The sequence below is a fragment of the Tenacibaculum profundi genome, assembly GCF_057162725.1.
The window spans coordinates 1,707,863-1,732,500 of record NZ_CM169894.1; the positions used below are offsets into that span (position 1 = coordinate 1,707,863).

A 24,638-nucleotide genomic window follows, 5' to 3' on the forward strand; every position below is an offset into this window, starting at 1 on the left:
CATGCCTTTTAAAATTTGATACTATTGACAAAGCACATCAAAACATAACAGAACTAGAATTCGTATTTCTGATTAAAATTCAAGAAAGCCCTTTCAGCTTCACTCGAAATAACACTATTTATCATAAATATAAAAAATAGTTCTATTCCTCCCTACTCTACAATGTTCTATCTTTACATGCTAAAAAGTTTTTAACATCATAAACAACCCCGCCTTTTCTTTTCAGCTTTTCAATTTCAAGTAGTCTAAAATTGTTATGGGAAACAGCTAGGACAATAACATCGTAGTTATTATCCATAGGTTGTTGTATTAAATCTACTTCATAATGTGACTTAACATAAGCTTTGTTTGCTATAGGGTCATAAACATCTGTATTAAGACCAAACATTCTTAATTTCTTATAAATATCTATAACCTTCGTATTCCTTACATCAGGGCAGTTTTCTTTGAAAGTAAAACCGAGAATTAAAGCATTCGCTTTCTTTATATTAATTCCCTTATCTATCAACAACTTAATAACCTCAGAAGCCACATATACCCCCATGCCATCGTTTAACCTTCTTCCTGATAAAATAACTTCTGGATAATAACCGTATTGTTTCGCTTTTTGAGTCAAGTAATAAGGGTCAGTGCCAATACAATACCCCCCAACTAAACCAGGCTTAAATGGTAAAAAATTCCATTTCGTCTCTGCCGCTTCAAGTACTTCATGAGTATCAATATTCATCAAATTAAATATTTTAGCCATTTCGTTTACAAAAGCTATATTAATATCTCTTTGACAGTTTTCCACAATCTTTGCCGCTTCTGCCACTTTAATTGACGATACTAACTGTGTTCCTTTTTTCAGAACCGATCGATATAAGTTGTCAATTTTTGATGCAGTTTCTTTAGTAGAACCTGATGTAATCTTCAAAATATTTTCAAGGGTCCTTGTCTTCACTCCAGGACTAACTCTCTCTGGAGAATACCCTACATAAAAATCTCTATTATATTTTAAATTTGACGATCTTTCTAAAATAGGAACGCAAACTTCCTCTGTAGCTCCTGGATACACAGTAGATTCATATATTACGATATCTTCTTTTTTCAAACATTTACCTAAAACTTTACTAGCTTCCAATAACGAATTCAATACGGGTTGATTCTTTTCATCAACACAGGTAGGCACAGCCACTATATAATAATTACACCTCTTTAACTCAGAAAAACTAGTAGTTAAAAATAAACCTTGTTCACCATTCAAACCTTCAACAACAACTTCAAACAATAATTTTCCATCTACTTCTAAAGTAGTATCTACACCGTTTTTTAATTCATTAATTCTTTCTTCTTTAATATCATACCCTATTACTTTATACTTAGTAGCGAAAAGACATGCCAAAGGGAGGCCTACATAACCCAGCCCCACAATACCTATAATTGGTTTACTCATTCAATATGTTTAAATAAACTAATTTACAAAAACAGCTTTGTAATTTTAAGGAAACACGCTACTTTTAAAATGTAATTATGTTGAAATTATTAACAGACAGACTCTTCTTTAAAGAGTAATGAATATTATTGGTATTAATAAAATTAAATTAGCTCTTCATTATAAATGAAAACAGAAATAAAAATCTTTTTCATTTTTTATTTTACGTTCTCGAAAAAGCGCTTCCGATTTAGTCTGAAATTCTTCTTTGTAAACAACGATCCAGTCTTTAGCTTTAGACGTGTATCCTTTATGATTGGACAAATGTTTCTTTAAACGATTTTCGACATCAGAAGTTGAACCGATGTAATAGTTACCCAAATATCTTGAGTATAAAATATAAACGTAGAATTTCATAGCTCTATAAATTAAAAAAGCTACCCACATGGATAGCCTTCATTTCTGTGGGCGCGAAGGGATTCGAACCCCTGACGCTCCCGATGATAATCGGGATGTTCTGAACCAATTGGGGTACCCCTGATTTATCAAACTCGCAATCTTCTTACTACTTTTCCATTTTTTTATTTCACGCTCTCGAAAAAGCGCTTCCGATTTAGTCTGAAATTCTTCTTTGTAAACAACGATCCAGTCTTTAGCTTTAGACGTGTATCCTTTATGATTGGACAAATGTTTTTTTAAACGATTCTCGACATCAGAAGTTGAACCAATGTAATAGTTACCCAGATGTCTTGAGTATAAAATATAAACATAGAATTTCATAGCTCTATAAATTAAAAAAGCTATCCATATGGATAGCTTTTATTTCTGTGGGCGCGAAGGGATTCGAACCCCTGACCCCTTGGGTGTAAACCAAGTGCTCTGAACCAACTGAGCTACGCGCCCTTAATTATTTATACTCACTAAGTATGAGTTTGTGGGCGCGAAGGGATTCGAACCCCTGACCCCTTGGGTGTAAACCAAGTGCTCTGAACCAACTGAGCTACGCGCCCTTATTTTTTATACTCTTTAAGGATAGAGTTATATTTTTTTGCGACTAATAATTAACTTTTCAATAACATTAATTGCTAATTGCGGGTGCAAATATATAATAGTTTTTAGAATCTACAAGACTTTTCATAAAGTTTTTTCTATATAATTTCAGCTACAACAAAAGTACTTCCTCCCACATATGCCAAATCATTTTCTTTTAAATTAATTTTCAAAGACTTATACCCATCATTAACTGAAGAATACGATTCCCCCCTCAATCCATATTTTTTTGCTTTTTCTTTCAGCTTCTCTTCAGAAAGCCCTCTCGGAATGTTAGGCCTACAGAAATAATAGACGGCTTCTTTGGGAAACATTGGTAAAACATTTTCCAATTTTTTATCAGAAACAACCCCCAAGAGTATATGAAGTCGCTTATAATTTTCTTTACTTAGTTGCGCCAATACATAAGACAACCCTTCTTTGTTATGTGCTGTATCACAAATAATTTTAGGTAATCCCTGAAGTATTTGCCACCTTCCCTTTAAATTCGTGTTACGAACTACGTTTAAAAGTCCTTTTTCTATACTTTCTTTAGATATAACATAGTCTTTTAATTCCTTTACAGCCCGCACAGCTGTTCTTGAATTATGAAGTTGATAATCTCCTAACAAATCTGTTGAATAAACCTCATGACTATCAGAAGCAAAAACCAATTCTACACCACATTCCTCTGCTTTTCTTTCAAAAACTAGAGTTGTTTCTTTTTGTCTTTCGCCAATTACTACTGGAACAGAATTTTTAATAATCCCAGCTTTTTCACCTGCTATTTCTATTAAAGTTTCTCCCAAGAACTGAGTATGATCCAAGCCTATATTAGTTATTACTGACACTTCAGGAGTAATTATATTTGTAGAATCTAACCTTCCACCCAGCCCCACCTCAACTACAGCTATATCAACATTTTTATTAGCAAATTCATTAAAGGCCATACATACAGTCATTTCAAAAAAGGATAGTCCTTGTCCTTCCAAAAAAGGTTTGTTTTTTACAATGAAGTCTTTTACAGAATCTTTTGATATTTCTTCTCCATTAATACGAATTCTTTCAGTAAAATTTTTCAAATGAGGAGACGTATAAAGTCCCACCTTATAACCAGCTTCTTGAAGTATTGAAGCAATCATATGACTTGTTGAACCCTTACCATTTGTTCCACCAACATGGATGGATTTAAATTTTCGTTCGGGGTTTCCGAGATGCTTGGCTAAAGCTATCGTATTGGTTAAATCTTTTTTAAACGCAGTTTTACCTTGTTTTTGATACATAGGTAACTGTGCAAACATCCAATCAAGTGTTTCTTGGTACGTCATTTACTGTAAAATATTTGTCTAACTTACTGTGAAAGTGAAAATTGATAAATAATTGTTCCTTTTTGCTTAGAAGGCGCATTGGGATCTGAATTCCATTTGGTTTTTAATGCTGCTTTTTTGGCTGCATCAAATAGGCAAGCTGCTGAATTTGTAGTTCCTCGGGCACCAGGAATAGCTCTGGTGACTTTCCCATTTTTATTAACCTCAATACTAACTACTACTTTTCCTTCCTCTTGACAATTTGGTTTTTCTACAGGTTTAGATAATGCTTTCCTACCTGCCAGATTATAATTACCTCCCGAGCCACTACCTCCTTTTCCGTAATACTTTGATGAATTAGGGTCTCCATTTGCATTACCCTTAGTACCCTCCTTCGCATCATCCCCCTCTCCTCCAGATGAACCATCTTTTGAAGTACCATTTAATAAACTATTCAATGCGTCTGTTGTTGCTTTTGATGGTTTTGGTTTTGACTTTGGTTTATCTTTTTTCGACGGCTTTTTAACTTCTTTTTTTTCTTCTTTACTTTTTTTAACCACCGGTACCTCATCAGTAGTTTCATTCGTTATTACTTCCTCTTCGACTTCCTCTTCCTGAACTTCTTCTTCTACCACATCTTCTTGAAAATCATCAGCAGGCTCTTGGGCGGATGCTTCCTTTGTTTTTTCAACAGGATCTCCTTTACCTACATCCGAATTACCAAAATTAATAGCTACGCCATATTCAATTGGTGGGTCCAAATACTTCATTCCAAAATTAAACACACCATAAAGAAATAAAAACAAAATAATTAATGTTATTACTGCAGATTTTTTCTTGTGTTTAGTATCTAGTATGGCCATAAAATTATTTTCCTTTAACCGCTAAAATCATTTTCAATTTATTCCTATTCGCGATATCAATGACTTTCATTACATTTTTGTATGCTACATTTTGATCTCCTCGAATTACCAAAGTTTTCTTTTTGTTAGGCCCTACCTTTTGAAGTATTGCTCTCTCTAAATTACCTGGTTTTACTTTCGTCTTATCTAGATAAAAAAATGAATTTTTAGTAATCGTAACAGCAATAGAGGTGCTATTTTCTGTTTTACCTCCTGCTTTTGGCAGCAAAACATCAATAGCACTAACGGTAACCAACGTTGATGTTAACATAAAAAATATCAACAACAAAAAAACAATGTCTGTCATCGATGACATATTAAAACTAGGATCTACTTTATTTCTTCCTCTTAAATTCATAACTAAACAGGCTCATTTAAAAGATCCAAAAACTCTACCGACTTAGCCTCCATTTGATAGACTACCTTATCTGTACGAACAACTAAGTGGTTATACGTTATATAAGCGATGATCCCTACAATTAATCCTGCTACTGTTGTCGTCATGGCCGTATATAGACCATCTGAAAGCATTTTTATATCTATTTGACCTCCCGAATTTGCTATTTCATGAATAGCTACAATCATTCCAATAACAGTCCCTAAAAAGCCGATCATAGGCGCAGCTCCTGCTATTGTAGCTAAAACACTTACGTTTTTCTCTAATTGATAAACTTCCAACTTTCCAGCATTTTCAATAGCTTTGTTAATATCCTCTAAAGGTTTTCCTATTCTTGAAATTCCTTTTCCTATAAGCCTTGCTGCTGGCGTAGTTGTATTATCGCAAAGTGATTTTGCACTTTCAAGTTTTCCATTCATAACATGATCTTTGATTTGATTCATGAAATTCTTATCAACTTTAGAGGCTGCTTTAATAGCAAAAAAGCGTTCGAAATAAATATATAGCGCTACAGCTAAAAGTACAAATAATATGGCTATGATTATTTGCCCTCCAATACCACCGTCCATTATCAGATTATAAATTGATAATGTTTTTTCTTGTGATCCCTCTTCAATTATTTCTCCTTTGTCTTGAAAATATGCTATCATTAAAATGAATTTAAGTTTTTATTACTAACGAATGAGTTGTTTTTTAATTGTTTAAAAAAATCCTGAATTTAAACAAATTCAGGATTTAAAATTATGAAATAAAATGTTTGTTTCTTAATATTTTAGATTAATATTATTTTAACCATAATATATCCAACACCACCTAAAACAATTGTATAAGGAAGTGCCATTTTAACCATTTTAGTATATGACAAATTTATTAAAGGAGCCAATGAAGAAGTTAATAGAAACAAGAATGCCGCTTGACCATTAGGTGTTGCTACACTTGGTAAGTTTGTTCCCGTGTTAATTGCAATAGCTAAAGTTTCAAAATGCTCTCTAGATATTTGCCCTGCCTTAAATGCTTCTTGTACCTCTCCAATGTAAACAGTTGCCACAAATACATTGTCGCTAATTGCAGATAGTATTCCATTTGCTAAATAGAATAATCCTGGTTGCGATGAAGGATCTTGTTCCAATGCCCAATGAATTATAGGACTAAATAAGTGCTGATCATGAATCATCGCTACAATAACAAAGAACACCACTAAAAGCCCCGTAAACGGCAGCGCTTCTTCAAAAGCATGACCAAGTTGATGTTCATCGATAATGCCCATAAATGCCGTTTGAACGATAATTAACGCTAACCCTATAAAACCAACTGGCGCAATATGTAGAGCCAGCCCTGCAATTAATAATACAGCAGATACTCCTTGAACAATAAGTCCATATTTTTGCTTGTCTGTTCTCTGTTGATCTTCTTTTTCTGTATACTTTTCAATAATTTCAGCTGCGATTTTAGGAAGCTTTGCCCCAAAACCAAACCATCCTGTTAGCTCTAAAACTACTGTAGTCGCTACACCCAATACAAGAACAGGCATTGTAATAGGAGCCATTTTTAAGAAAAACTGAATAAAATCCCAGCCCATTCTTTCTCCTATCAACAAATTTTGAGGCTCTCCAACGAGCGTACATACGCCTCCCAGAGCCGTACCTACAACACCATGCATAATCAAACTCCTCAAAAAACTTCTAAATTGCTCCAGTGTTTCTCCTGTTAATTCATCTCTATCTAGCGTCCCATCATGATCGTGATCAGAAGAGCTTGAATTTATCTTATGATAAACACCGTAAAACCCTACCGCAACACTAATTAAAACTGCTGTTACTGTTAAAGCATCTAAAAATGCAGACAAAACCGCAGACAAAAGCACAAAGAGTACGGATAAAATTACTTTTGATTTTATTCTAGTAAATACCTTACTAAAAATGTACATCAAAAGTGGCTTCATAAAGTAAATTCCAGCAACCATAAACACCAACAGCAATACAACTTCCAAGTTAGTATCCACTTCATGATACGCATTTTTAGGTGTTGTTAATCCCAAAGCCAAGGCTTCAATGGCCAACAAACCACCCGATTGTAAAGGGTAACATTTTAATGCCATTGCTAGAGTAAAAATAAACTCTCCAATAAAGAGCCAAGCTGTTACGGTCTTTCCTAAAACAAAAAAGGAAAAAATGTTGAAGATTAAAAAGCCAATCATGGTCATTTTAAACCACTTTGGGCTATTCCCTAAAAAATATTTAAACATACTACTTAATTTAAAGCTTTTAAACTAGCTCCTTCAGCGCTATTTCAAAAGCTGTTTCACTTATTTTTGTCTTTGAAGCACTTTTAGAAAATGTTTTCTGTAATGCTTTTTTTATAATGTTTGAGGTATCATTAAAAATTGCCTCATCAGTCATTTCTACTCTTCTTTCCATAAAATAGGCAAAAACTCTTGCCATTCCACAATTTGAGATAAAGTCAGGAATTAGGCTAACTTTTTTATCCGTTTCCTCCATTATTGGTCCGAAGAAAATCTCTTGGTCTGCAAAAGGCACATTTGCTCCGCACGATATTACTTCCAATCCAGTGGCAATCATTTGATCAATTTGATCTTTTTTAATTAATCTAGAAGCCGCACATGGAGCAAAAATCTCACAAGGTAAATTCCAAATTCTAGTGTTCATTTCCTCAAAAGGAATCATATCTTCAGCAATCAACGTGTTGCCGTCTTTGTTTAAAAAAAGGTTCGTAATTTCTTCAAAAGAAAAACCCTCCTCTTTAATAACCCCTCCAACTCTATCTATGATACCAACCACTTTTGCTCCCATTTGAGCTAAATAAAAAGCAGCTGCTGAACCAACATTTCCAAAACCTTGGACAATGGCTCTTTTTCCTACAACACTTCCTCCATAGATTTCATAGTAGTGCTTGACCGCTTCAGCTACACCATAACCCGTAATCATATCAGCTACTGTATACTTTCTGTCAATACTAGGTGAAAGGTTAGTATCCTCTAAAACCTTTATAACTCCATGACGCAACTGACCTATTCTATTTATCTTATCTGCCTCTGTTGGTTTAAAATGACCATTAAAAACGCCTTCTTGAGGATGCCAAACTCCACTATCTTCTGTAATAGGAATTACCTCATGTATTTCATCAACATTTAAATCTCCTCCAGTACCATAATAATTCTTTAGTAAAGGCGCTACTGCTTTATACCATCGTTCTAAAACTCCTTTTTTTCTTGGATCGTGAGGGTCAAAATTAATACCTGACTTAGCGCCTCCGATTGCAGGACCTGAAACAGTAAATTTCACTTCCATCGTTTTCGCTAGTGACATCACCTCATATTTATCCAATCCTTTTCTCATTCTTGTTCCACCTCCAGCAGCTCCGCCTCTTAATGAATTTATAACAGTCCAACCTTCAGCCTCTGTTTCTGGATCTTTCCAATTAAAAACTATTTCAGGTTGTTTTTCTTCGTATTTTTTAAGTAATTCTTTCATTTTTATTTTAGTAATATTCAACTTTATGTTTTTTCCTTTTTAGCAAAACTGTTTTAGTGATTTTCCCCTTAAGGGGAAGTTAAAGCTGATTCATCTAAATAATGTTTTAATTTCCTAATATCGCAAACTTACCAAAAAAATATATGTTTTATGTTTTTATTTTACCTAACTACTTGTATTAAGTATAACTTGTTTTAAATTGAAATTAAACTGCTCTAATTACTTAAAATTGTTCAGAATACTATTGTTTGTAATACTGATATATAAATTATTTTGTAATATTTATGTAAGAAGTATTTTGCTAATGCTTAGGAAGATTTATTAGTGTAAATTTTTCCCGATGAATGATCAGAATTCGCCCCAGTAACTGAAGCTAAACAATTTATTTTGTTTTCGACTCTTAAAACCCCTAACAAAGCAAAAATTAATGCTTCCTTATATTCAATAAGCTTCTTTTCCATCAAAACTACCCTTTGGTTAGAAAAAAAATCGATTCGACTCGTTAAAAAAGTATTAAAAACGCCACCACCTGTGTAAAGAACACTTACTTCGTTACCAATTGACTTATAAATCTGGAAAGCAGCATGTTCCACAAATGTTCTTAATATTGTTGGAGTATCATCGTTAAATTCGTTTAATAGCGAAAAAATATTTTTTTGAACCCATTCCAAACCAAGAGATTTTGGTGGCTTTTGATGGTAATAATCTATGCTATTAAGTTTTTCAAATAAATCCTCATTAAGCTTTCCTTTCATTGCAATACGTCCCCCATCATCAAAATCTCTCCCTAATTTTCTGGCATAATGATTCAAAACAATATTTAGTGGGCATAAATCAAATGCTATCCGTTTGCCTATAGCATTATCAAATGATATGTTAGCGAAACCACCTAGATTAATACAGTATTTAAATTTAGAAAATAATATTTTATCTCCAATTGGAACTAAAGGAGCTCCTTGTCCACCAAAAGCAACATCTTGTGTACGAAAATCACAAACTACCTTTTTTGAAGTTTTATTAGCAATAGTTTGACCATCTCCTATTTGCAATGTAATTCCTTTGTCGGGCTGATGAAATATGGTATGCCCATGTGATGCGATGAAATCAACATTTTTTATATTATTTCTATATATAAAATCATTAATTAGATTAGAAAGTAATTCAGCATACTCTATGTCCAAGACCAATAAAGCATCTCTTGTTAAGGATATTCCCCCACGCAACCTCTCCACCCAATCAACTGAATAAGAAATAGTTTCACTAAAAACTATCTCATACTTACTAAAATCTTTTTTTTTAAATTCAACATAAACTACGTCAACACCATCTAAAGATGTGCCTGACATTACCCCAATAACAAAATATTTTTCATCTAACATATTCAGTAAAAATAGAAAAGTCTATTGAATATTTCACATCAAAAACTTATCTTTGGAAACATATTTTACGAATTTAACAAGTGAATTAATAAAACAATAAATGAATTTCAACCTTACTGAAGAGCATTTAATGATTCGAGATGCTGCTCGTGATTTTGCACAAACCGAATTATTACCTGGCGTTATTGAACGAGATGAAAAGCAGGAATTTCCTAACGAGTTAGTCCGAAAAATGGGGGAACTTGGATTTATGGGCATCATGGTTAATCCCAAATATGGAGGGAGTGGTATGGATACTATTTCCTACATTCTCATTATGGAAGAGCTATCTAAAATCGATGCTTCTGCCTCTGTTATGGTTTCTGTGAACAACTCATTGGTGTGCTATGGATTAGAAGCTTATGGTTCAGAAGAACAAAAACAAAAATACTTAACAAAACTAGCTACAGGTGAACAAATTGGAGCTTTTTGTTTGAGTGAACCAGAAGCAGGAAGTGATGCTACCTCTCAAGCAACTACTGCTGAAGATAAAGGTGACTATTATTTATTAAATGGAACTAAAAATTGGATTACCAATGGTGGACGATCAGATGTTTACCTCGTTATCGCTCAAACAGATAGAAGTAAGGGGCATAGAGGAATCAATGCTTTTATTGTTGAAAAAAGTATGGATGGTTTTCATATTGGCCCAAAAGAAGATAAACTAGGGATTCGTGGTTCTGATACACATACGTTGCAATTCAACGACGTTAAAGTCCCCAAAGAAAATAGAATTGGAGAAGATGGATTTGGCTTCAAATTCGCTATGAAAACCTTATCTGGTGGTCGCATCGGTATTGCTGCACAAGCATTAGGTATTGCCTCTGGAGCCTATGAATTAGCTTTAAAATACGCTAAGGAGCGTAAAGCTTTTGGTACTGAAATATGCAATCATCAAGCAATAGCATTTAAGCTTGCAGATATGTATACAGAAATAACTGCTGCTCGTCATTTAGTAATGAAAGCTGCTTTTGATAAAGATGAAGGTGATAATTATGACCAATCAGGAGCAATGGCTAAATTATATGCCTCTAAAGTTGCTATGGAGCAAACTGTTGAAGCAGTTCAAATTCACGGAGGTAATGGTTTTGTAAAAGAATATCACGTAGAAAGATTAATGCGTGATGCAAAGATCACCCAAATTTATGAAGGTACTTCTGAAATTCAAAAAATTGTAATTTCAAGAAGTTTAATTAAAGGATAAATTTCTCCCTACAAAAAATATTTAAGTTTTCTCTTTTTTAAAATTGGCACGAATGTTGAAAAGTAACAATCAACTTTAAAAATTTTAAAAATGAGAAAACTATTTTTTTTTATGGCAATTGTTATTGGAACTTCAATCCAAGCTCAAAAAGGAGAATTTAATGTAGGTGTAAACGCTGGACTTCCTGTAGGGGACATTAGCGATGCTTATTCTTTCACTCTTGGAGCTGAAGCTAACTATTTATTTGATGTTGCTGATAAGTTCAAAGCAGGACCATCTGTTGCCTTCATAAACTTCTTCGGTAAAGAACAAGAAGTTTTCGGATTATCTTTAGGTAGCATAGGCGACGCCCAATTTTTACCAATCGCGGCGGCAGCAAGATATGAAGCTTCGGATAAATTTAGTATTGGAGCAGATATCGGTTACGGAGTTGGTATAAGTCAAGGTAATGAAGGAGGTTTTTATTACAGACCTATGGTTAGCTATGATGTTGCAGATAATATAGCCATTCAAGCAAGCTTTAATGGTATGTCAAATGATGCAATAAGTATGAATAATATCGGTTTGGGAGTATTATTTAGCTTATAATATTAAAAATAAATCTAAATAAAAGCTCATCGAATGGTGAGCTTTTTATTTTTTAGACATCTGAGATAAAAATAAAATTTATATTTGAGAATTATTATAAATATAAGATGTTTAGTACAGAACTTGAAAATCCTGTTTGGAAGGCACTATCTGAAACACATAAAGCATTTGCTATTAATTATAAAGGAGTTAAGTTTTACGATCCTGATATATGCCCATTTGGTAGCTTTACCGATATAAAAGACACCGACAAAGCAATGGAGCTGTATAGTGAACTATGTCATGACTTTTTCATTGTGGGAAATCAACAACCCAAACATCATCAAAGCCTAATTTTAGACAGAACTGTTGCCTGTCATCAGATGATGATCAATGAAAAAATTCCTTTTGAACATAACTATAAGATTGAAAAATTAACTAAACTACACATCAACGAACTTTATAACCTAGTTTGGTTAGTAATGCCTGGTTATTTTAAAAAAAGAACTTTTGAAATGGGTGATTATTATGGTATTTTTATGAATAATAAGCTCGTTGCCGCCACTGGTGAAAGGTTTAGAATGGAAAATTATACTGAAATAAGTGCTGTTGTAACACATCCGGATTATATGCGGAGAGGAATGGCTAAACAATTAGTAATTTACATTTCAAATCAAATTTTAAAAAAACGTAAAACGCCTATTTTACATGTTGTTAAAGAAAACACCAAAGCTTTAAAGTTATATAACAATTTAGGTTTTAAAATTATTGGAGAAATGACTTGGAGGCATTATATAAAAAAATCGTAATTATTTAAATTCAATTTCATGTAAATGAAGTCCAGAAGAGGGTGCTATTGTTTTTAGAAAATCAATATCACTATTCGGATTTAAAGATTCTTTTATAAAATCTAAATCATAGTTTCCTTTTCCTAACTCAAATAACGCCCCCATTATTAAACGTATTTGATTCCTAAGAAAACCTTCTCCTTTTACAATTAAAACGTAACTTCTTTCGGGAAAAAACGATGCCGAAAACTCAGTATTTTCTGTAATAATACATTTATCAATTACTCTTTCTACTTTGGTTTCCTTAGAAGGCTTTGTACAATATCTCGTAAAATTATGAAACCCTTCAAACAACTTCGCTCCTTTTTTCATTTTATCAAGATCAAGTATTTGTAAAACTCCTGTTAAAAAAGCAGCACAATAGGGATGATTTTTTTCTCCATGAGAAAAATAATATCGATATTCTTTTAACTTGGGATGCTGAATAATATTAAAAGCGTTATCTGTTATTCTTTTAATAGTCAAAGCTCTAATATCAGATGGTGAGTTTTTATTAAAACTTTCAATAAAATCTGTTTCTTTAAGCTTTTCATCTATAAACAACTGAAAAACATAATTTGTTGAGGAAACCATAGCGTCTGTTCTCCCGACTCCAATGGACTTATTTCTGATCCCTTTACAAACGAACTTTAATGTTTTATCTATGGCCCAATGGACTGTTTTTAATCCAGGTTGCTTTTGCCACCCATGAAATCTAAAACCAAGATATTGAATTCTGATACAGTAAGAATAATTATAATTCATTTTTCAAATCTACGATCATTTTACAATTTTACCTCATTAACAAGCAATTAAACAAATAAATAAAATTCAATAAAAAATTGATTTTAATGAAAAAACAATTAAAAAAAGACTTAAAAAATAAACAAAAAACACCTTTTATGTGTTTTTATTAAAAAAAATTCATTTTTATTATATTCGTATTTTTTTTATCTTTATTTGAGTACTTATTATTTTAGTTAAAGTTAACTAAAGCGCTTTTATCATATTAAAATTTTTACCCCTTATTTTTTGAATCGTATATAACTCACGAAAACGTTTTTAAGCGGTAATACACTATATGTCATTTGTTTATATCCGTAAAAAAATGAAACTTTGTAATCTATTTCAACCAAAATTAGAAGCATAATTGATGATATACAACCTACAATAATCGTGTTTTGAAACATATTTTTTTGTCTTTATAACTATAAAGTATCACTCAATAATTATAAATGTTAAGCATTATATAAATACCCTAATTAAATGCTGTTTTTTGGAAGCTAGGTGTATCTAAAAATAGTTTAACCCTTGGAAAGAAACAAGTAAATCATCTAAAGGTTATACAAAAGTATAAACTAATATAAAATAAGATTCTGTTAAGTATTTTCAATTAAATCTACAATAAAAATGATATGAATGTAATATATACAACAATTCAAAATAATGATGCCTCTTCATTAGCAATAGAACTAGGAAAAATAAAAGAGGATTTGGGAATGTTATGGATGCTACTCTCTGCAATCTTAGTTTTTTTTATGCAAGCTGGATTTACTTTAGTTGAATCTGGTATGACAAGATCTAAAAATGCTGTAAACATAGCAATGAAAAACTTACTTGATATTTGTGTTGGTTCTTTAACCTATTGGATAATTGGATATTCTTTAATGTATGGTAAAACATCAAATGGGTATTTTTTTTGGGGCGGTCTTTTCCTTGGTGAAGGAGTTGATCTTTTATTTCAAACAATGTTTGCTGCTACTGCTGCTACAATAGTATCTGGAGCCATTGCTGGAAGAACAAAATATTCAACATATGTTATATTTTCAATAATAATAACTGCATTTATATATCCAATATCAGGTGGATGGCAATGGCAAGGTGAAGGTTGGTTAACAAAAATAGGATTTATTGACTTTGCAGGATCTTCTGTAGTTCATTCAGTTGGAGGATGGGCTGCATTGGTAGCAGCAATATTAGTGGGACCTAGAATTGGTAAATTTGTCGGAAATAAAGTTATTCCTATTCCTGGTCATAATCAAATATTAGCAACTTTAGGAGTTTTCATTTTATGGTTCGGTTGGTTTGGTTTTAATGGAGGTTCTCAGCTTGCATGGGGAGGACAAGATGCCATTTCTGCATCGAATATTGTATTAATTACTAATTTATCTGCTGCAGCTGGTGGTCTAGGTGCTTTAATAACAACATGGATCTGGTATGGAAAACCGCATCTAGCACAAACATTAAACGGCGCTTTAGCTGGCTTAGTAAGTATTACTGCTGGGTGTAGCTACCTGACTGAAACTGGGGCAGCATTAGCTGGGTTAATTGGAGGGGTTTTAGTTGTTTTTTCAATTGAATTTATAGAAAAAAAATTAAGAATAGACGATGCTATCGGAGCAGCTTCTGTTCATGGTGTTGTCGGAATATGGGGCACGTTAGTGATAGGTCTATGGGGAGTTAATGGAGATAAAGGAATTGGGCTCTTTAACGGAGGAGGACTTTCTCAACTGGGTATTCAAGTAATAGGAGCTATTGCCTACGCTTTATGGGCTACAATACTAGCATTTATTGTACTGTACACACTAAAAAAAACCATAGGTCTACGTGTTTCTAAAGAAATTGAAGAAAAAGGACTAGATCTTGCTGAGCATGGAACAATTGCGTATCCAGGTAAAAGAGATCGAGGCGAATAATTTGTATGCTCGAAAACATAAAAATAAATAACCAATTCAATACTACTAAAATATGGTGTTTTAGTTTAAATATCTCTCGATTTGTTAACAAATTATCAATCGTGAGGTTTCAAAACTAACCGTTCAAACGTGTTAGTTGTAATTAACTTAAATATAATTAAATAACCAACAAATGAAACAACAAGGATTATATTACCCAGAATTTGAAAAGGATAATTGCGGTGCTGGGTTTATTTGTAACTTAAAAGGAAAAAAATCAAATACAATCATTCATAATGCCCTAGAGATTTTAGTTAAACTAGAGCACCGAGGGGCTGTAAGCTCAGATGGACGAACAGGTGATGGTGCGGGTATCTTAATTGATATTCCTCATGATTTTTTTAAGAGAGTTTGCTCTTTCAACATTCCTTCTCCTAAAGAATATGCCGTAGGAATGGTTTTTCTACCCAAAAGCACCAACCAATCAAACTATTGTAAAGCTATACTTGAAAAAGAAATTGTAGAGCAAGGTTTGTGTATAATAGGATGGCGAGATGTCCCCGTTGATAACTCCTTTATGGGGAAAATAGCTTCTAAAACAGAACCCAAAATAAAACAAGTCTTTATTGGCAAAGGAAATTCCATTGAAACAGACTTGCAATTCAATGCAAAGCTGTTTGCTGCAAGAAAAATTGCAGAGCATACAATTAGCAACTCGAAACTATCTCAATCAGACTATTTCTATCTTCCAAGTCTCTCAACAACCACAATAATATATAAAGGTCTTTTAATTCCTGAAGACATCGGTAGGTATTTTAAAGATCTTAGAGAAAAAGATGTTGTTACAAGACTAGCCCTTGTACATCAGCGATTTTCTACTAATACATTCCCTTCTTGGAGTTTAGCACAACCGTTCAGATATATGTGTCATAATGGTGAAATTAATACACTTAGAGGAAATGTAAGTAGAATGAGAGCGAGAGAGGAGTTAATGAAAAGTGATTTATTTGGTCAAGATATTCAAAAACTATTCCCAATAGTAAGTGATGGTAAATCAGATTCTGCATCAATGGATTTAGTTGTTGAACTTTTATTAATGACTGGACGATCACTTCCTGAAGTTATGATGATAATGGTTCCTGAAGCTTGGGAGAAACATCGAACTATGGCTGATAACAAAAAAGCTTTTTATGAATATAACTCTTGTATTATGGAACCCTGGGACGGTCCTGCATCGATTCCTTTTACAGATGGTAATTATATTGGTGCTTTATTGGATAGAAATGGTTTAAGACCCTCACGCTATACCGTAACTAAAGATGGATTCGTTATCATGTCTTCTGAAATAGGTGTCGTTAAAATTGAACCTGAAAACGTAGAAAGACATGGACGATTAGAACCAGGAAAAATGTTCTTGGTTGATATGAATGCTGGAAGAATTGTTGAGGATGAAGAAATAAAGTCTGACATCATCTCTAAAAGACCTTATCAAAAATGGGTTCATAAACACACACTTGCCTTATCTGAAGTTCCTTACACAAATAATATGTGTCCTATCGAGCCAACTAATTATAAGACAAGACTTCGTGTTTTTGGATATACGAAAGAAGAAATTGACACTATCATAACACCCATGGCAACACAAGCTAAAGAAGCGATTGGTTCAATGGGGAATGATACTCCCCTAGCAGTTCTGTCAGATAAACCTCAATTACTATACAACTACTTCAAACAGCTATTTGCGCAAGTAACAAACCCTCCTTTGGATGGAATCCGAGAAGAACTTATTACTGATATTAGTCTTGCTATTGGAGGTGATGGAAATATATTCGATATCATTCCGGAGCAAGCAAAAAAATTAAGAATACAAAATCCCGTTATTTCAAATGACGACTTAGATAAAATAAAAAATATAGATCATCCGGATTTTAAAGCTGTTTCTATTCCTATGTTATACCCCATAAAAAATGGGGTAAATGGTTTAGAAAAATCCTTAGATGATATAATTATGTCTGTTGAAAAAGCGGTTTTAAAAGGTGTTAATATCATCATACTCTCTGACAGAAATATTGATAAAGAATACGCGCCAATTCCAGCATTGCTTGCCTGTTCTTATGTTCATCATACTCTAAACAATAAACAAAAACGTTCAAAATTTGGAATTGTAATTGAAACTGGAGAAGCAAGAGAGCCACATCATTTTGCCACATTATTCGGATATGGCGCAAGTGCTATCAATCCCTACCTTGTCAACGAAATCATTAGAGAACAAGTTAGAAATAAGGGAATAAAGATTATAGACGAAGAAACAGCCGTAAATAACTTCAATAAAGCTATTGGAAAAGGGTTGCTCAAAATAATGAATAAGATCGGAATATCAACACTTCACTCTTACAGGGCTTCGCAAATATTTGAAGCTCTCGGTTTGAAAAAATCTTTTACTAAAAAATATTTCCCTTACACTACTTCAAGAATCGAAGGTGTAGGACTTGTAGTTATTGAAAAGGATATTCAAACCAGATTTGACAAAGCATTCAAAATTGAAAATCATCAATCTTTACTAGATCTTGAAATTGGAGGGGATTATAGATGGCGAAGAAATGGAGAAAAACATATGTTTAATCCAACAACTATTGCGAAGCTTCAACAAGCTGTTAGAAGTAAAAATGAGGAAAGCTATAAATCATATGCGGATAAAATCAATGAACAGAATAAAAATTTAATGACGCTCAGAGGACTTTTAGAGTTTAATAACTTAGATCCTATATCTATTGATGAAGTAGAACCTTGGACTGAGATTGTTAAAAGATTTAAAACTGGTGCTATGTCCTACGGCTCAATTAGCGAAGAAGCGCATGAAAATTTAGCCATTGCAATGAATCGAATTGGAGGAAAAAGTAATTCAGGAGAAGGTGGTGAAAATAAATTACGATTCATAAAAGAAAGTAATGGCAATTGGAAAAATAGTGCAATCAAACAAGTAGCTTCTGGTCGTTTTGGTGTTTCAAGTAATTATTTAACAAATGCCAAAGAAATCCAAATAAAAATGGCTCAAGGAGCAAAACCTGGTGAAGGAGGTCAACTACCTGGTCCAAAAGTACTCCCTTGGATAGCAAATGTTAGAAAATCAACACCTTATGTTGGATTAATCTCTCCTCCTCCACATCATGACATTTACTCTATTGAAGATTTAGCACAATTAATTTTCGATCTCAAAAATGCCAATCGAGAAGCTAGAATTAATGTGAAATTAGTCTCAAAAATTGGTGTTGGGACAATTGCTGCTGGTGTTGCTAAAGCGAAAGCCGACGTAATATTGATTTCTGGATATGATGGAGGCACAGGAGCTTCTCCTCTGACTTCATTAAAACATACAGGACTACCTTGGGAATTAGGATTGGCTGAAGCACAACAAACACTAATTTTGAATGGATTAAGAAATAGAGTTGTTCTTGAGGTCGATGGGCAGCTAAAAACAGGAAAAGATGTTGCTATCGCTGCTTTACTAGGAGCTGAAGAATTTGGATTTGCAACAGCTCCCCTTGTGGCCTCTGGTTGTATCATGATGAGAGCTTGTCATTTAAATACCTGCCCAGTCGGTATTGCTACTCAAAATCCAGAATTACGAAAAAACTTTAAAGGAACTCCTGAACATGTTATTAACTTCATGTACTTCGTTGCTGAAGAATTAAGACAAATTATGGCCCAATTAGGTTTTAGAACTTTAAATGAAATGATTGGGCAAAGTCATAAATTAAATACCTATAAAGCTATTAAGCATTACAAAGCGAAAGGGTTAGACCTATCAGCAATACTTTATGAACCTAATAGCGAAAAAGAAACAATTAAATATAACACGGAAAAACAAAATCATAATTTAGACAATGTTCTAGATTTTAAAATTTTAAACGATGGAAAATCTGCAATTATCAACTCAAAAACAACAACACTCGAATACGCAATTCAAAACACAGATAGGACTATTGGTGCTATTTTAAGCAACGAAATATCGAAAATACATGGTGAAAATGGTCTTCCAGAAAACACCTTAAATGTAACTTTTAAAGGCTCTGCAGGGCAAAGCTTCGGAGCTTTTTCTACCAAAGGACTTACCCTTAAAGTAGAAGGCGAAACCAATGATTATTTAGGAAAAGGACTTTCGGGAGCTACCTTAATTATTAAAAAACCTGATTCAGCTAGCTTTGACGCTTCAAAAAATATTATTACTGGAAATGTAAGTCTGTACGGGGGCATCAAAGGGAAAGCCTTTATAAATGGTATTGCCGGAGAGCGGTTTGCCGTAAGAAACTCAGGAGTTACTGCTGTGGTAGAAGGTATTGGTGATCACGGTTGTGAATATATGACAGGTGGTAAAGTTATCATTCTTGGAAAAACAGGTAGAAATTTTGCTGCCGGCATGAGCGGAGGAATCGCTTATGTTTTCGATGAGGATAAAGAATTTATTTCAAATCTCTGCAATAAAGAAATGGTTGATCTTGATCCATTAAATACTGATGATTTTCTTGAGTTAAAGACACATATTGAAGATCATTATAAACATACAAATAGTAAGCTAGCTCATATGCATCTTGATAATTGGGATACCATAAAAACAAAATATGTCAAGGTGTTCCCTAAAGATTTCAAAAAAGCACTGAAAAAATTATCTGAAGAAAAATTAGTTTTAAAAAAAATTACAGCTTAAAGTATGGGAAAATTAGGAGGATTTATAGATATTGAAAGACAGAACGAATCAAACATATCAGTCAAAAAAAGAATACAAGATTATAAAGAATTCACAATTGCGCTAAAAGAATCCGAAATTAAAAAACAAGGTGCTCGCTGTATGGATTGTGGTGTTCCTTTTTGCCATAGTGGTTGCCCTCTTGGTAATCTTGTTCCCGATTTTAACGATTTAGTATACAAAGGAGAATGGCAAAAAGCATCATTGATCTTGCATTCAACCAATAACTTTCCAGAATTTACCGGTCGATTATGCCCTGCTCCTTGCGAAAAAGCATGTGTATTAGGCTTAGTAAGCGATCCCGTTTCTATTGAAAATATTGAAAAAAACATAGTCGAAAAAGCTTTTTCAAATGGTTGGATACAACCAACTCTACCTAAAATTAGAACTGGAAAAACCGTTGCTGTAGTTGGTTCTGGCCCTGCTGGATTAGCTGCAGCACAACAATTAAATAGAGCTGGTCATAACGTTACTGTTTTTGAAAGGGATGACGAAGTGGGTGGATTATTAAGATATGGTATTCCTAATTTCAAACTTGAAAAAGGAATTATTGACAGACGTGTAAAAATATTGGAAAAAGAAGGTATTATTTTTAAAACAAATGTTAATGTAGGTGTAAATTATGATATTAAAAATCTTAGTTATTTTGATGCTATATTATTATGCGGAGGTGCAACAAAAAGAAGAAATATACCTGTAAAAGGAATCGAATCAAAAGGTGTTCATCAAGCAATGGACTTCCTAACACAACAAACAAAATTAGTATTTAATAAAGAAATTGAAGGAGAACCTATTTCAGCAGAAGATAAAAATGTAATCGTTATCGGGGGCGGAGATACAGGTTCAGATTGCGTAGGTACATCGAATAGACAAGGAGCTAAATCGGTAACAAATTTTGAAATTATGCCAAAGCCGCCTTTGCATAGAAGTCCAAATACACCATGGCCATATTGGCCGCTTCAGTTAAAGACAAGTACCTCACACGAAGAAGGTTGTAATAGAAATTGGTTAATTAATACGAAAGAATTTATTACTGATAACGATGGTAATCTCACTGCTCTTAAAACTGTCGAAGTAAAATGGGATGTTATTCCTGGTGAGCGTCCAATGCTAGTTGAAAAACCAAATACTGAAAAAATATGGCCTTGTGATTTGGCCCTTTTGGCTCTTGGTTTTACAGGACCTGAAACAACTTTAAGTGATCAATTAGGCGTGGCTTTAGATCATAAAAGTAATTACAAAGCTAATAATTTTCAAACAAATATACCTCATATATTTACTGCGGGAGATATGAGAAGAGGACAATCATTAATCGTTTGGGCTATTTCTGAAGGAAGAGAGGCTGCTATTAGTATTGATAAATATTTATCTAATTCGAGTTATCTATTAACAAAAGGTGATGGAGATCTTCCGAAAGTTTAACTAAAAATTGTTTTCAAAAAATATCTATCAAATATAGACGTTTTTTGAAAACGTTTTTTAATTTCCAATCTCAAAAACATACCATGTCCAAACTACCCAAAATAAAAAGGTTTGAAGAAAGTGTAGAAGCAAAATATAAGATATACAATAGTATTTTTATGACACTTCCTTTTGATAGTATTACTAAAACAGGCGTGCTTCTCCCTTTGTTTCAAGAAACCTGTAAACAAGGCTTCGAAAAAGGAGATGATCCATCAGATATTGTAAAAGATTTTTTTGAAAAATATCAAGGTCGAAGAGATAAAAAAAGTCAACTAAACTTATTATTTCGATTTATTCAATATATAGAAAGACAAGTTGTTCTTTTTGACGCTATTGAAGATGCAGCGTTTCCTATAGTTAATAATATGGACGGTATTGGTACCCTCAGAAATTTAAAAGAATTCGCCTCTTCAAGTAATCAAATTAAACAGCTGAGACAATTTTTACAAGATTTTAAAGTAAGAATTGTTTTAACCGCACACCCAACACAATTTTATCCGGGTTCAGTACTTGGAATTATTACGGCTCTTTCTGAAGCTATCAAAGAAAATGACTTACAAAAGATTACTCAGCTTTTAGCTCAACTTGGAAAAACTCCATTTTTTAGACAAAATAAACCTACACCCTACGATGAAGCCATAAGTTTAATTTGGTATTTAGAAAATGTATTTTATCATTCCTTCGGAAACATATATGATTACATAAAAGAAAATATATTTGATAACGTAGAAAATATTATCAATAATATTATAAATATTGGTTTTTGGCCAGGGGGAGATAGGGATGGAAATCCCTTTGTCACGCCAGAAATAACATTGAAAGTATCTCGTAAACTAAAGGAAGCTATTATCAAAAATTACCATCGTGATATACGAATTTTAAAAAAGAAATTAACCTTTTTTGGTGTTGAAAATAGAATTATAGACCTTGAGAATAAACTCTACAGAATCATATTCATGAGTGATGCTAATTCCATTACATTAAATTCTTTAAAAAAAGAGCTATTAGAAATAAGATATATTCTTATTGACGAACATCAATCATTATATTTAAAGGAAATTGATAGTCTTTTAAATAAAATAAAATTATTTGGCTTTCACTTTGCCAATTTAGACATTAGGCAAGATAGCAGGCAACATCATAATGTATTTAAAATACTAATTGAAACTCTTAAAGAGAACAACATAGATATTTTCCCTGATAACTACAATGATTTAAGTCAAGATGAACAAATAGATTTTCTTTCCAAAGTTAATGGTAGTATTGATCTAGATATTATTAATGACGAATTTGCTTTTAAAACTTTAAAAACTATGAAGGTTATTAAAAAAATTCAAGAAGATAATGGAGAAGCAGCTGCCAACAGATATATTATTAGCAACAATCAAACTTCATTAAACGTAATGCAACTGTATGCTATGTTAAAATTAGTTGCGTTCAATAATGAGTTAACGATCGACATTGTTCCTTTATTCGAAACTATAAAAGATTTAATTAATGCTCCTAAGGTCATGGAAGAGCTATATAGTAATACTTCCTATATGAAACATCTTGAAAAGAGAGGCAAAAAGCAAACCATAATGCTTGGTTTTAGTGATGGAACTAAAGACGGTGGTTATTTAATGGCTAACTGGTCTATTTACAAAGCAAAAGAACAGTTAACATACATTGCTAGAAAATATGGTGTTATTGTAATATTTTTTGATGGTCGTGGTGGCCCACCTGCTAGGGGCGGAGGAAAGACCCATCAATTCTATGCTTCCCTGGGCCCTAATATCGAGGATAAAGAAGTACAATTAACAATACAAGGACAAACCATTAGTTCGAATTTTGGAACATTAGATTCCTCTCAATATAATATGGAACAATTGATTAGTTCCGGTATTAGTAATAAATTGAACGGAATAAATGATTTAATAACTGATGATAATGTTTCTGTTATGGATGAACTTGCTACTATTAGTTATCAAACTTATAGTAAATTTAAAGCACATCCAAAGTTTCTTCCATATTTAGAAAAAATGAGTACATTGAAATATTATGCAAAAACCAATATTGGAAGTCGTCCATCTAAGCGGAATGCAAATGCTAGTTTAGTTTTTGATGATTTAAGAGCTATACCATTTGTTGGATCATGGAGTCAATTAAAACAAAACGTACCAGGTTTTTTCGGTGTTGGTACTGCCATAAAGCAATTTGAAGATAAAGGTCAATTCAATAAAATAGTTAAATTATACAATGAGTCGACATTTTTCAAAACTTTAATCGAAAATAGTATGATGTCTTTATCGAAATCTTTTTTTGATTTGACTAAGTATATGAAAAATGACAAAGAATTCGGTGAATTCTGGAAATTAATTTACGAAGAATACTTACTTTCTAATCGATTAATTTTAAAACTTACAGGTTATACAACCTTAATGGAGAATGAGCCATCAGGTAAAGCTTCTATCGGGATTAGAGAACAAATTGTACTACCATTATTAACAATTCAACAGTATGCTTTAAAAGAGATTCAAAAACTCGAAGAAGAGGGTAATTCAAATTCAAAAACACAAGAAATTTTCGAAAAAATAGTGACACGATCATTATTTGGAAATATCAATGCAAGTAGAAATTCTGCATAAAATATCTATTGATAAATCTTTACATGAAGTCCAAGGTAACTTGGGCTTTTTTAATAATTAGATTTTTCTTTACATGACAGTCTGTAAATATTGGTAAGTTCTATAATAAGGCTATTGTATTTCGTGAAGTAAAAAGTAACGTATAAAAAAACTCCTCATTACAAAATGTAATGAGAAGTTTTAAAAGAAAGGCAACGACCTACTCTCCCACCTGTGGCAGTACCATCGGCGCTAATGGGCTTAACTTCTCTGTTCGGAATGGTAAGAGGTGAGCCCCATTGCTATAATCACCTTAAATTGTTTCAGTATATTTCAACTGTATAAGTTAACATATTGCTAAAATCATATCGCTTATTCAAATATTTATAAAACTATTTGAACATAAAGAGTATCCTTCCCGAACTCCTAAAAGTTCGGGAGGAACGTACATAAGCCTATGGGTTATTAGTACTACTCGGCTACATACATTACTGCACTTACACCTATAGCCTATCAACGTGGTCATCTCCCACGACCCTTTAAAGAAATCTCATCTTGTGGTGGGTTTCGCGCTTATATGCTTTCAGCGCTTA

General features: G+C 32.9%; 18 protein-coding genes, 2 tRNA genes and 2 rRNA genes (1 of these 22 cut by a window edge). 7 read left to right on the plus strand and 15 right to left on the minus strand.

The genetic code is table 11. The features are described from left to right. Positions 1-157: 157 nt before the first annotated feature. From AC2GW8_RS06970 to AC2GW8_RS07025, 12 genes are all read right to left on the minus strand, one after another. Positions 158-1,435, minus strand: coding sequence for a nucleotide sugar dehydrogenase (locus AC2GW8_RS06970; protein ID WP_440882046.1), 1,278 nt, complete (start codon positions 1,433-1,435; stop codon positions 158-160). Positions 1,436-1,594: 159 nt separating this feature from the next. Further along, complete coding sequence (locus AC2GW8_RS06975; RefSeq protein ID WP_440882047.1) at positions 1,595-1,831, minus strand: GIY-YIG nuclease family protein; 237 nt, start codon at positions 1,829-1,831, stop codon at positions 1,595-1,597. A 39-nt stretch (positions 1,832-1,870) separates the two neighbouring features. Beyond that, positions 1,871-2,194 carry a GIY-YIG nuclease family protein gene (locus tag AC2GW8_RS06980; protein ID WP_440882048.1) on the minus strand — a complete coding sequence of 108 codons (324 nt, stop codon included), beginning with the start codon at positions 2,192-2,194 and terminating at the stop codon, positions 1,871-1,873. Positions 2,195-2,242: 48 nt separating this feature from the next. Further along, positions 2,243-2,317, minus strand: a tRNA-Val gene (locus AC2GW8_RS06985). Positions 2,318-2,349: 32 nt separating this feature from the next. After that, positions 2,350-2,424, minus strand: a tRNA-Val gene (locus tag AC2GW8_RS06990). 138 nt (positions 2,425-2,562) lie between these two features. Continuing rightward, complete coding sequence (locus tag AC2GW8_RS06995) at positions 2,563-3,771, minus strand: bifunctional folylpolyglutamate synthase/dihydrofolate synthase (RefSeq protein ID WP_440882049.1); 1,209 nt, start codon at positions 3,769-3,771, stop codon at positions 2,563-2,565. A 23-nt stretch (positions 3,772-3,794) separates the two neighbouring features. Further along, positions 3,795-4,613, minus strand: coding sequence for an energy transducer TonB (locus AC2GW8_RS07000; RefSeq protein ID WP_440882050.1), 819 nt, complete (start codon positions 4,611-4,613; stop codon positions 3,795-3,797). Between the two features lie 4 nt (positions 4,614-4,617). Then, the gene (locus AC2GW8_RS07005; protein ID WP_440882051.1) at positions 4,618-5,010 is read right to left on the minus strand and encodes an ExbD/TolR family protein; all 393 of its coding nucleotides are present in this window, start codon (positions 5,008-5,010) and stop codon (positions 4,618-4,620) included. A gap of 2 nt (positions 5,011-5,012) precedes the next feature. After that, on the minus strand, positions 5,013-5,699 hold the full coding sequence (locus tag AC2GW8_RS07010) for a MotA/TolQ/ExbB proton channel family protein (RefSeq protein ID WP_440882052.1): 687 nt from the start codon (positions 5,697-5,699) through the stop codon (positions 5,013-5,015). Positions 5,700-5,821: 122 nt separating this feature from the next. Beyond that, entirely contained in the window at positions 5,822-7,294 is a 1,473-nt protein-coding gene (nhaB, locus tag AC2GW8_RS07015) for a sodium/proton antiporter NhaB (protein WP_440882053.1), read from the minus strand. 19 nt (positions 7,295-7,313) lie between these two features. After that, a complete protein-coding gene (locus AC2GW8_RS07020) occupies positions 7,314-8,540 on the minus strand; it encodes a Glu/Leu/Phe/Val dehydrogenase dimerization domain-containing protein (protein WP_440882054.1) in 1,227 nt (408 codons plus the stop codon). A gap of 308 nt (positions 8,541-8,848) precedes the next feature. After that, on the minus strand, positions 8,849-9,919 hold the full coding sequence (locus AC2GW8_RS07025) for an anhydro-N-acetylmuramic acid kinase (RefSeq protein WP_440882055.1): 1,071 nt from the start codon (positions 9,917-9,919) through the stop codon (positions 8,849-8,851). A 100-nt stretch (positions 9,920-10,019) separates the two neighbouring features. Here AC2GW8_RS07025 and AC2GW8_RS07030 point away from each other — a divergent pair, with 100 nt between their 5' ends. The 3 genes from AC2GW8_RS07030 to AC2GW8_RS07040 all read left to right on the plus strand — a co-directional run bounded on the left by AC2GW8_RS07030 (position 10,020) and on the right by AC2GW8_RS07040 (position 12,538). Next, a complete protein-coding gene (locus tag AC2GW8_RS07030; RefSeq protein ID WP_440882056.1) occupies positions 10,020-11,162 on the plus strand; it encodes an acyl-CoA dehydrogenase in 1,143 nt (380 codons plus the stop codon). A gap of 90 nt (positions 11,163-11,252) precedes the next feature. Continuing rightward, positions 11,253-11,750: a hypothetical protein gene (locus tag AC2GW8_RS07035; protein ID WP_440882057.1), complete on the plus strand. Its 498-nt coding sequence runs from the start codon at positions 11,253-11,255 to the stop codon at positions 11,748-11,750. A 107-nt stretch (positions 11,751-11,857) separates the two neighbouring features. Then, positions 11,858-12,538, plus strand: a complete 681-nt coding sequence (locus AC2GW8_RS07040; RefSeq protein ID WP_440882058.1) for a GNAT family N-acetyltransferase — start codon at positions 11,858-11,860, stop codon at positions 12,536-12,538. On the opposite strand, the gene AC2GW8_RS07045 is transcribed toward AC2GW8_RS07040, so the two are convergent. Next, positions 12,539-13,321: a tRNA pseudouridine synthase A gene (locus AC2GW8_RS07045; RefSeq protein ID WP_440882059.1), complete on the minus strand. Its 783-nt coding sequence runs from the start codon at positions 13,319-13,321 to the stop codon at positions 12,539-12,541. It lies immediately after the preceding gene. A gap of 650 nt (positions 13,322-13,971) precedes the next feature. Here AC2GW8_RS07045 and AC2GW8_RS07050 point away from each other — a divergent pair. The 4 genes from AC2GW8_RS07050 (at position 13,972) to AC2GW8_RS07065 (ending at position 24,066) form a co-directional block, all read left to right on the plus strand. Further along, positions 13,972-15,252 carry an ammonium transporter gene (locus tag AC2GW8_RS07050; RefSeq protein WP_440882060.1) on the plus strand — a complete coding sequence of 427 codons (1,281 nt, stop codon included), beginning with the start codon at positions 13,972-13,974 and terminating at the stop codon, positions 15,250-15,252. Between the two features lie 172 nt (positions 15,253-15,424). Then, on the plus strand, positions 15,425-19,936 hold the full coding sequence (gltB, locus tag AC2GW8_RS07055; RefSeq protein WP_440882061.1) for a glutamate synthase large subunit: 4,512 nt from the start codon (positions 15,425-15,427) through the stop codon (positions 19,934-19,936). Positions 19,937-19,939: 3 nt separating this feature from the next. After that, positions 19,940-21,397: a glutamate synthase subunit beta gene (gene gltD / locus AC2GW8_RS07060; RefSeq protein WP_440882062.1), complete on the plus strand. Its 1,458-nt coding sequence runs from the start codon at positions 19,940-19,942 to the stop codon at positions 21,395-21,397. Between the two features lie 83 nt (positions 21,398-21,480). Continuing rightward, positions 21,481-24,066 (plus strand): phosphoenolpyruvate carboxylase, encoded by a 2,586-nt coding sequence (locus AC2GW8_RS07065; protein ID WP_440882063.1) that lies wholly within the window; start codon positions 21,481-21,483, stop codon positions 24,064-24,066. A gap of 186 nt (positions 24,067-24,252) precedes the next feature. Here AC2GW8_RS07065 and rrf read toward each other — a convergent pair. Together rrf and AC2GW8_RS07075 are read right to left on the minus strand one after the other, a co-directional pair. After that, positions 24,253-24,361: ribosomal RNA gene (rrf, locus tag AC2GW8_RS07070) — 5S ribosomal RNA — on the minus strand. A 129-nt stretch (positions 24,362-24,490) separates the two neighbouring features. Beyond that, a 23S ribosomal RNA gene (locus tag AC2GW8_RS07075) occupies positions 24,491-24,638 on the minus strand (it continues 2,721 nt past the right edge of the window).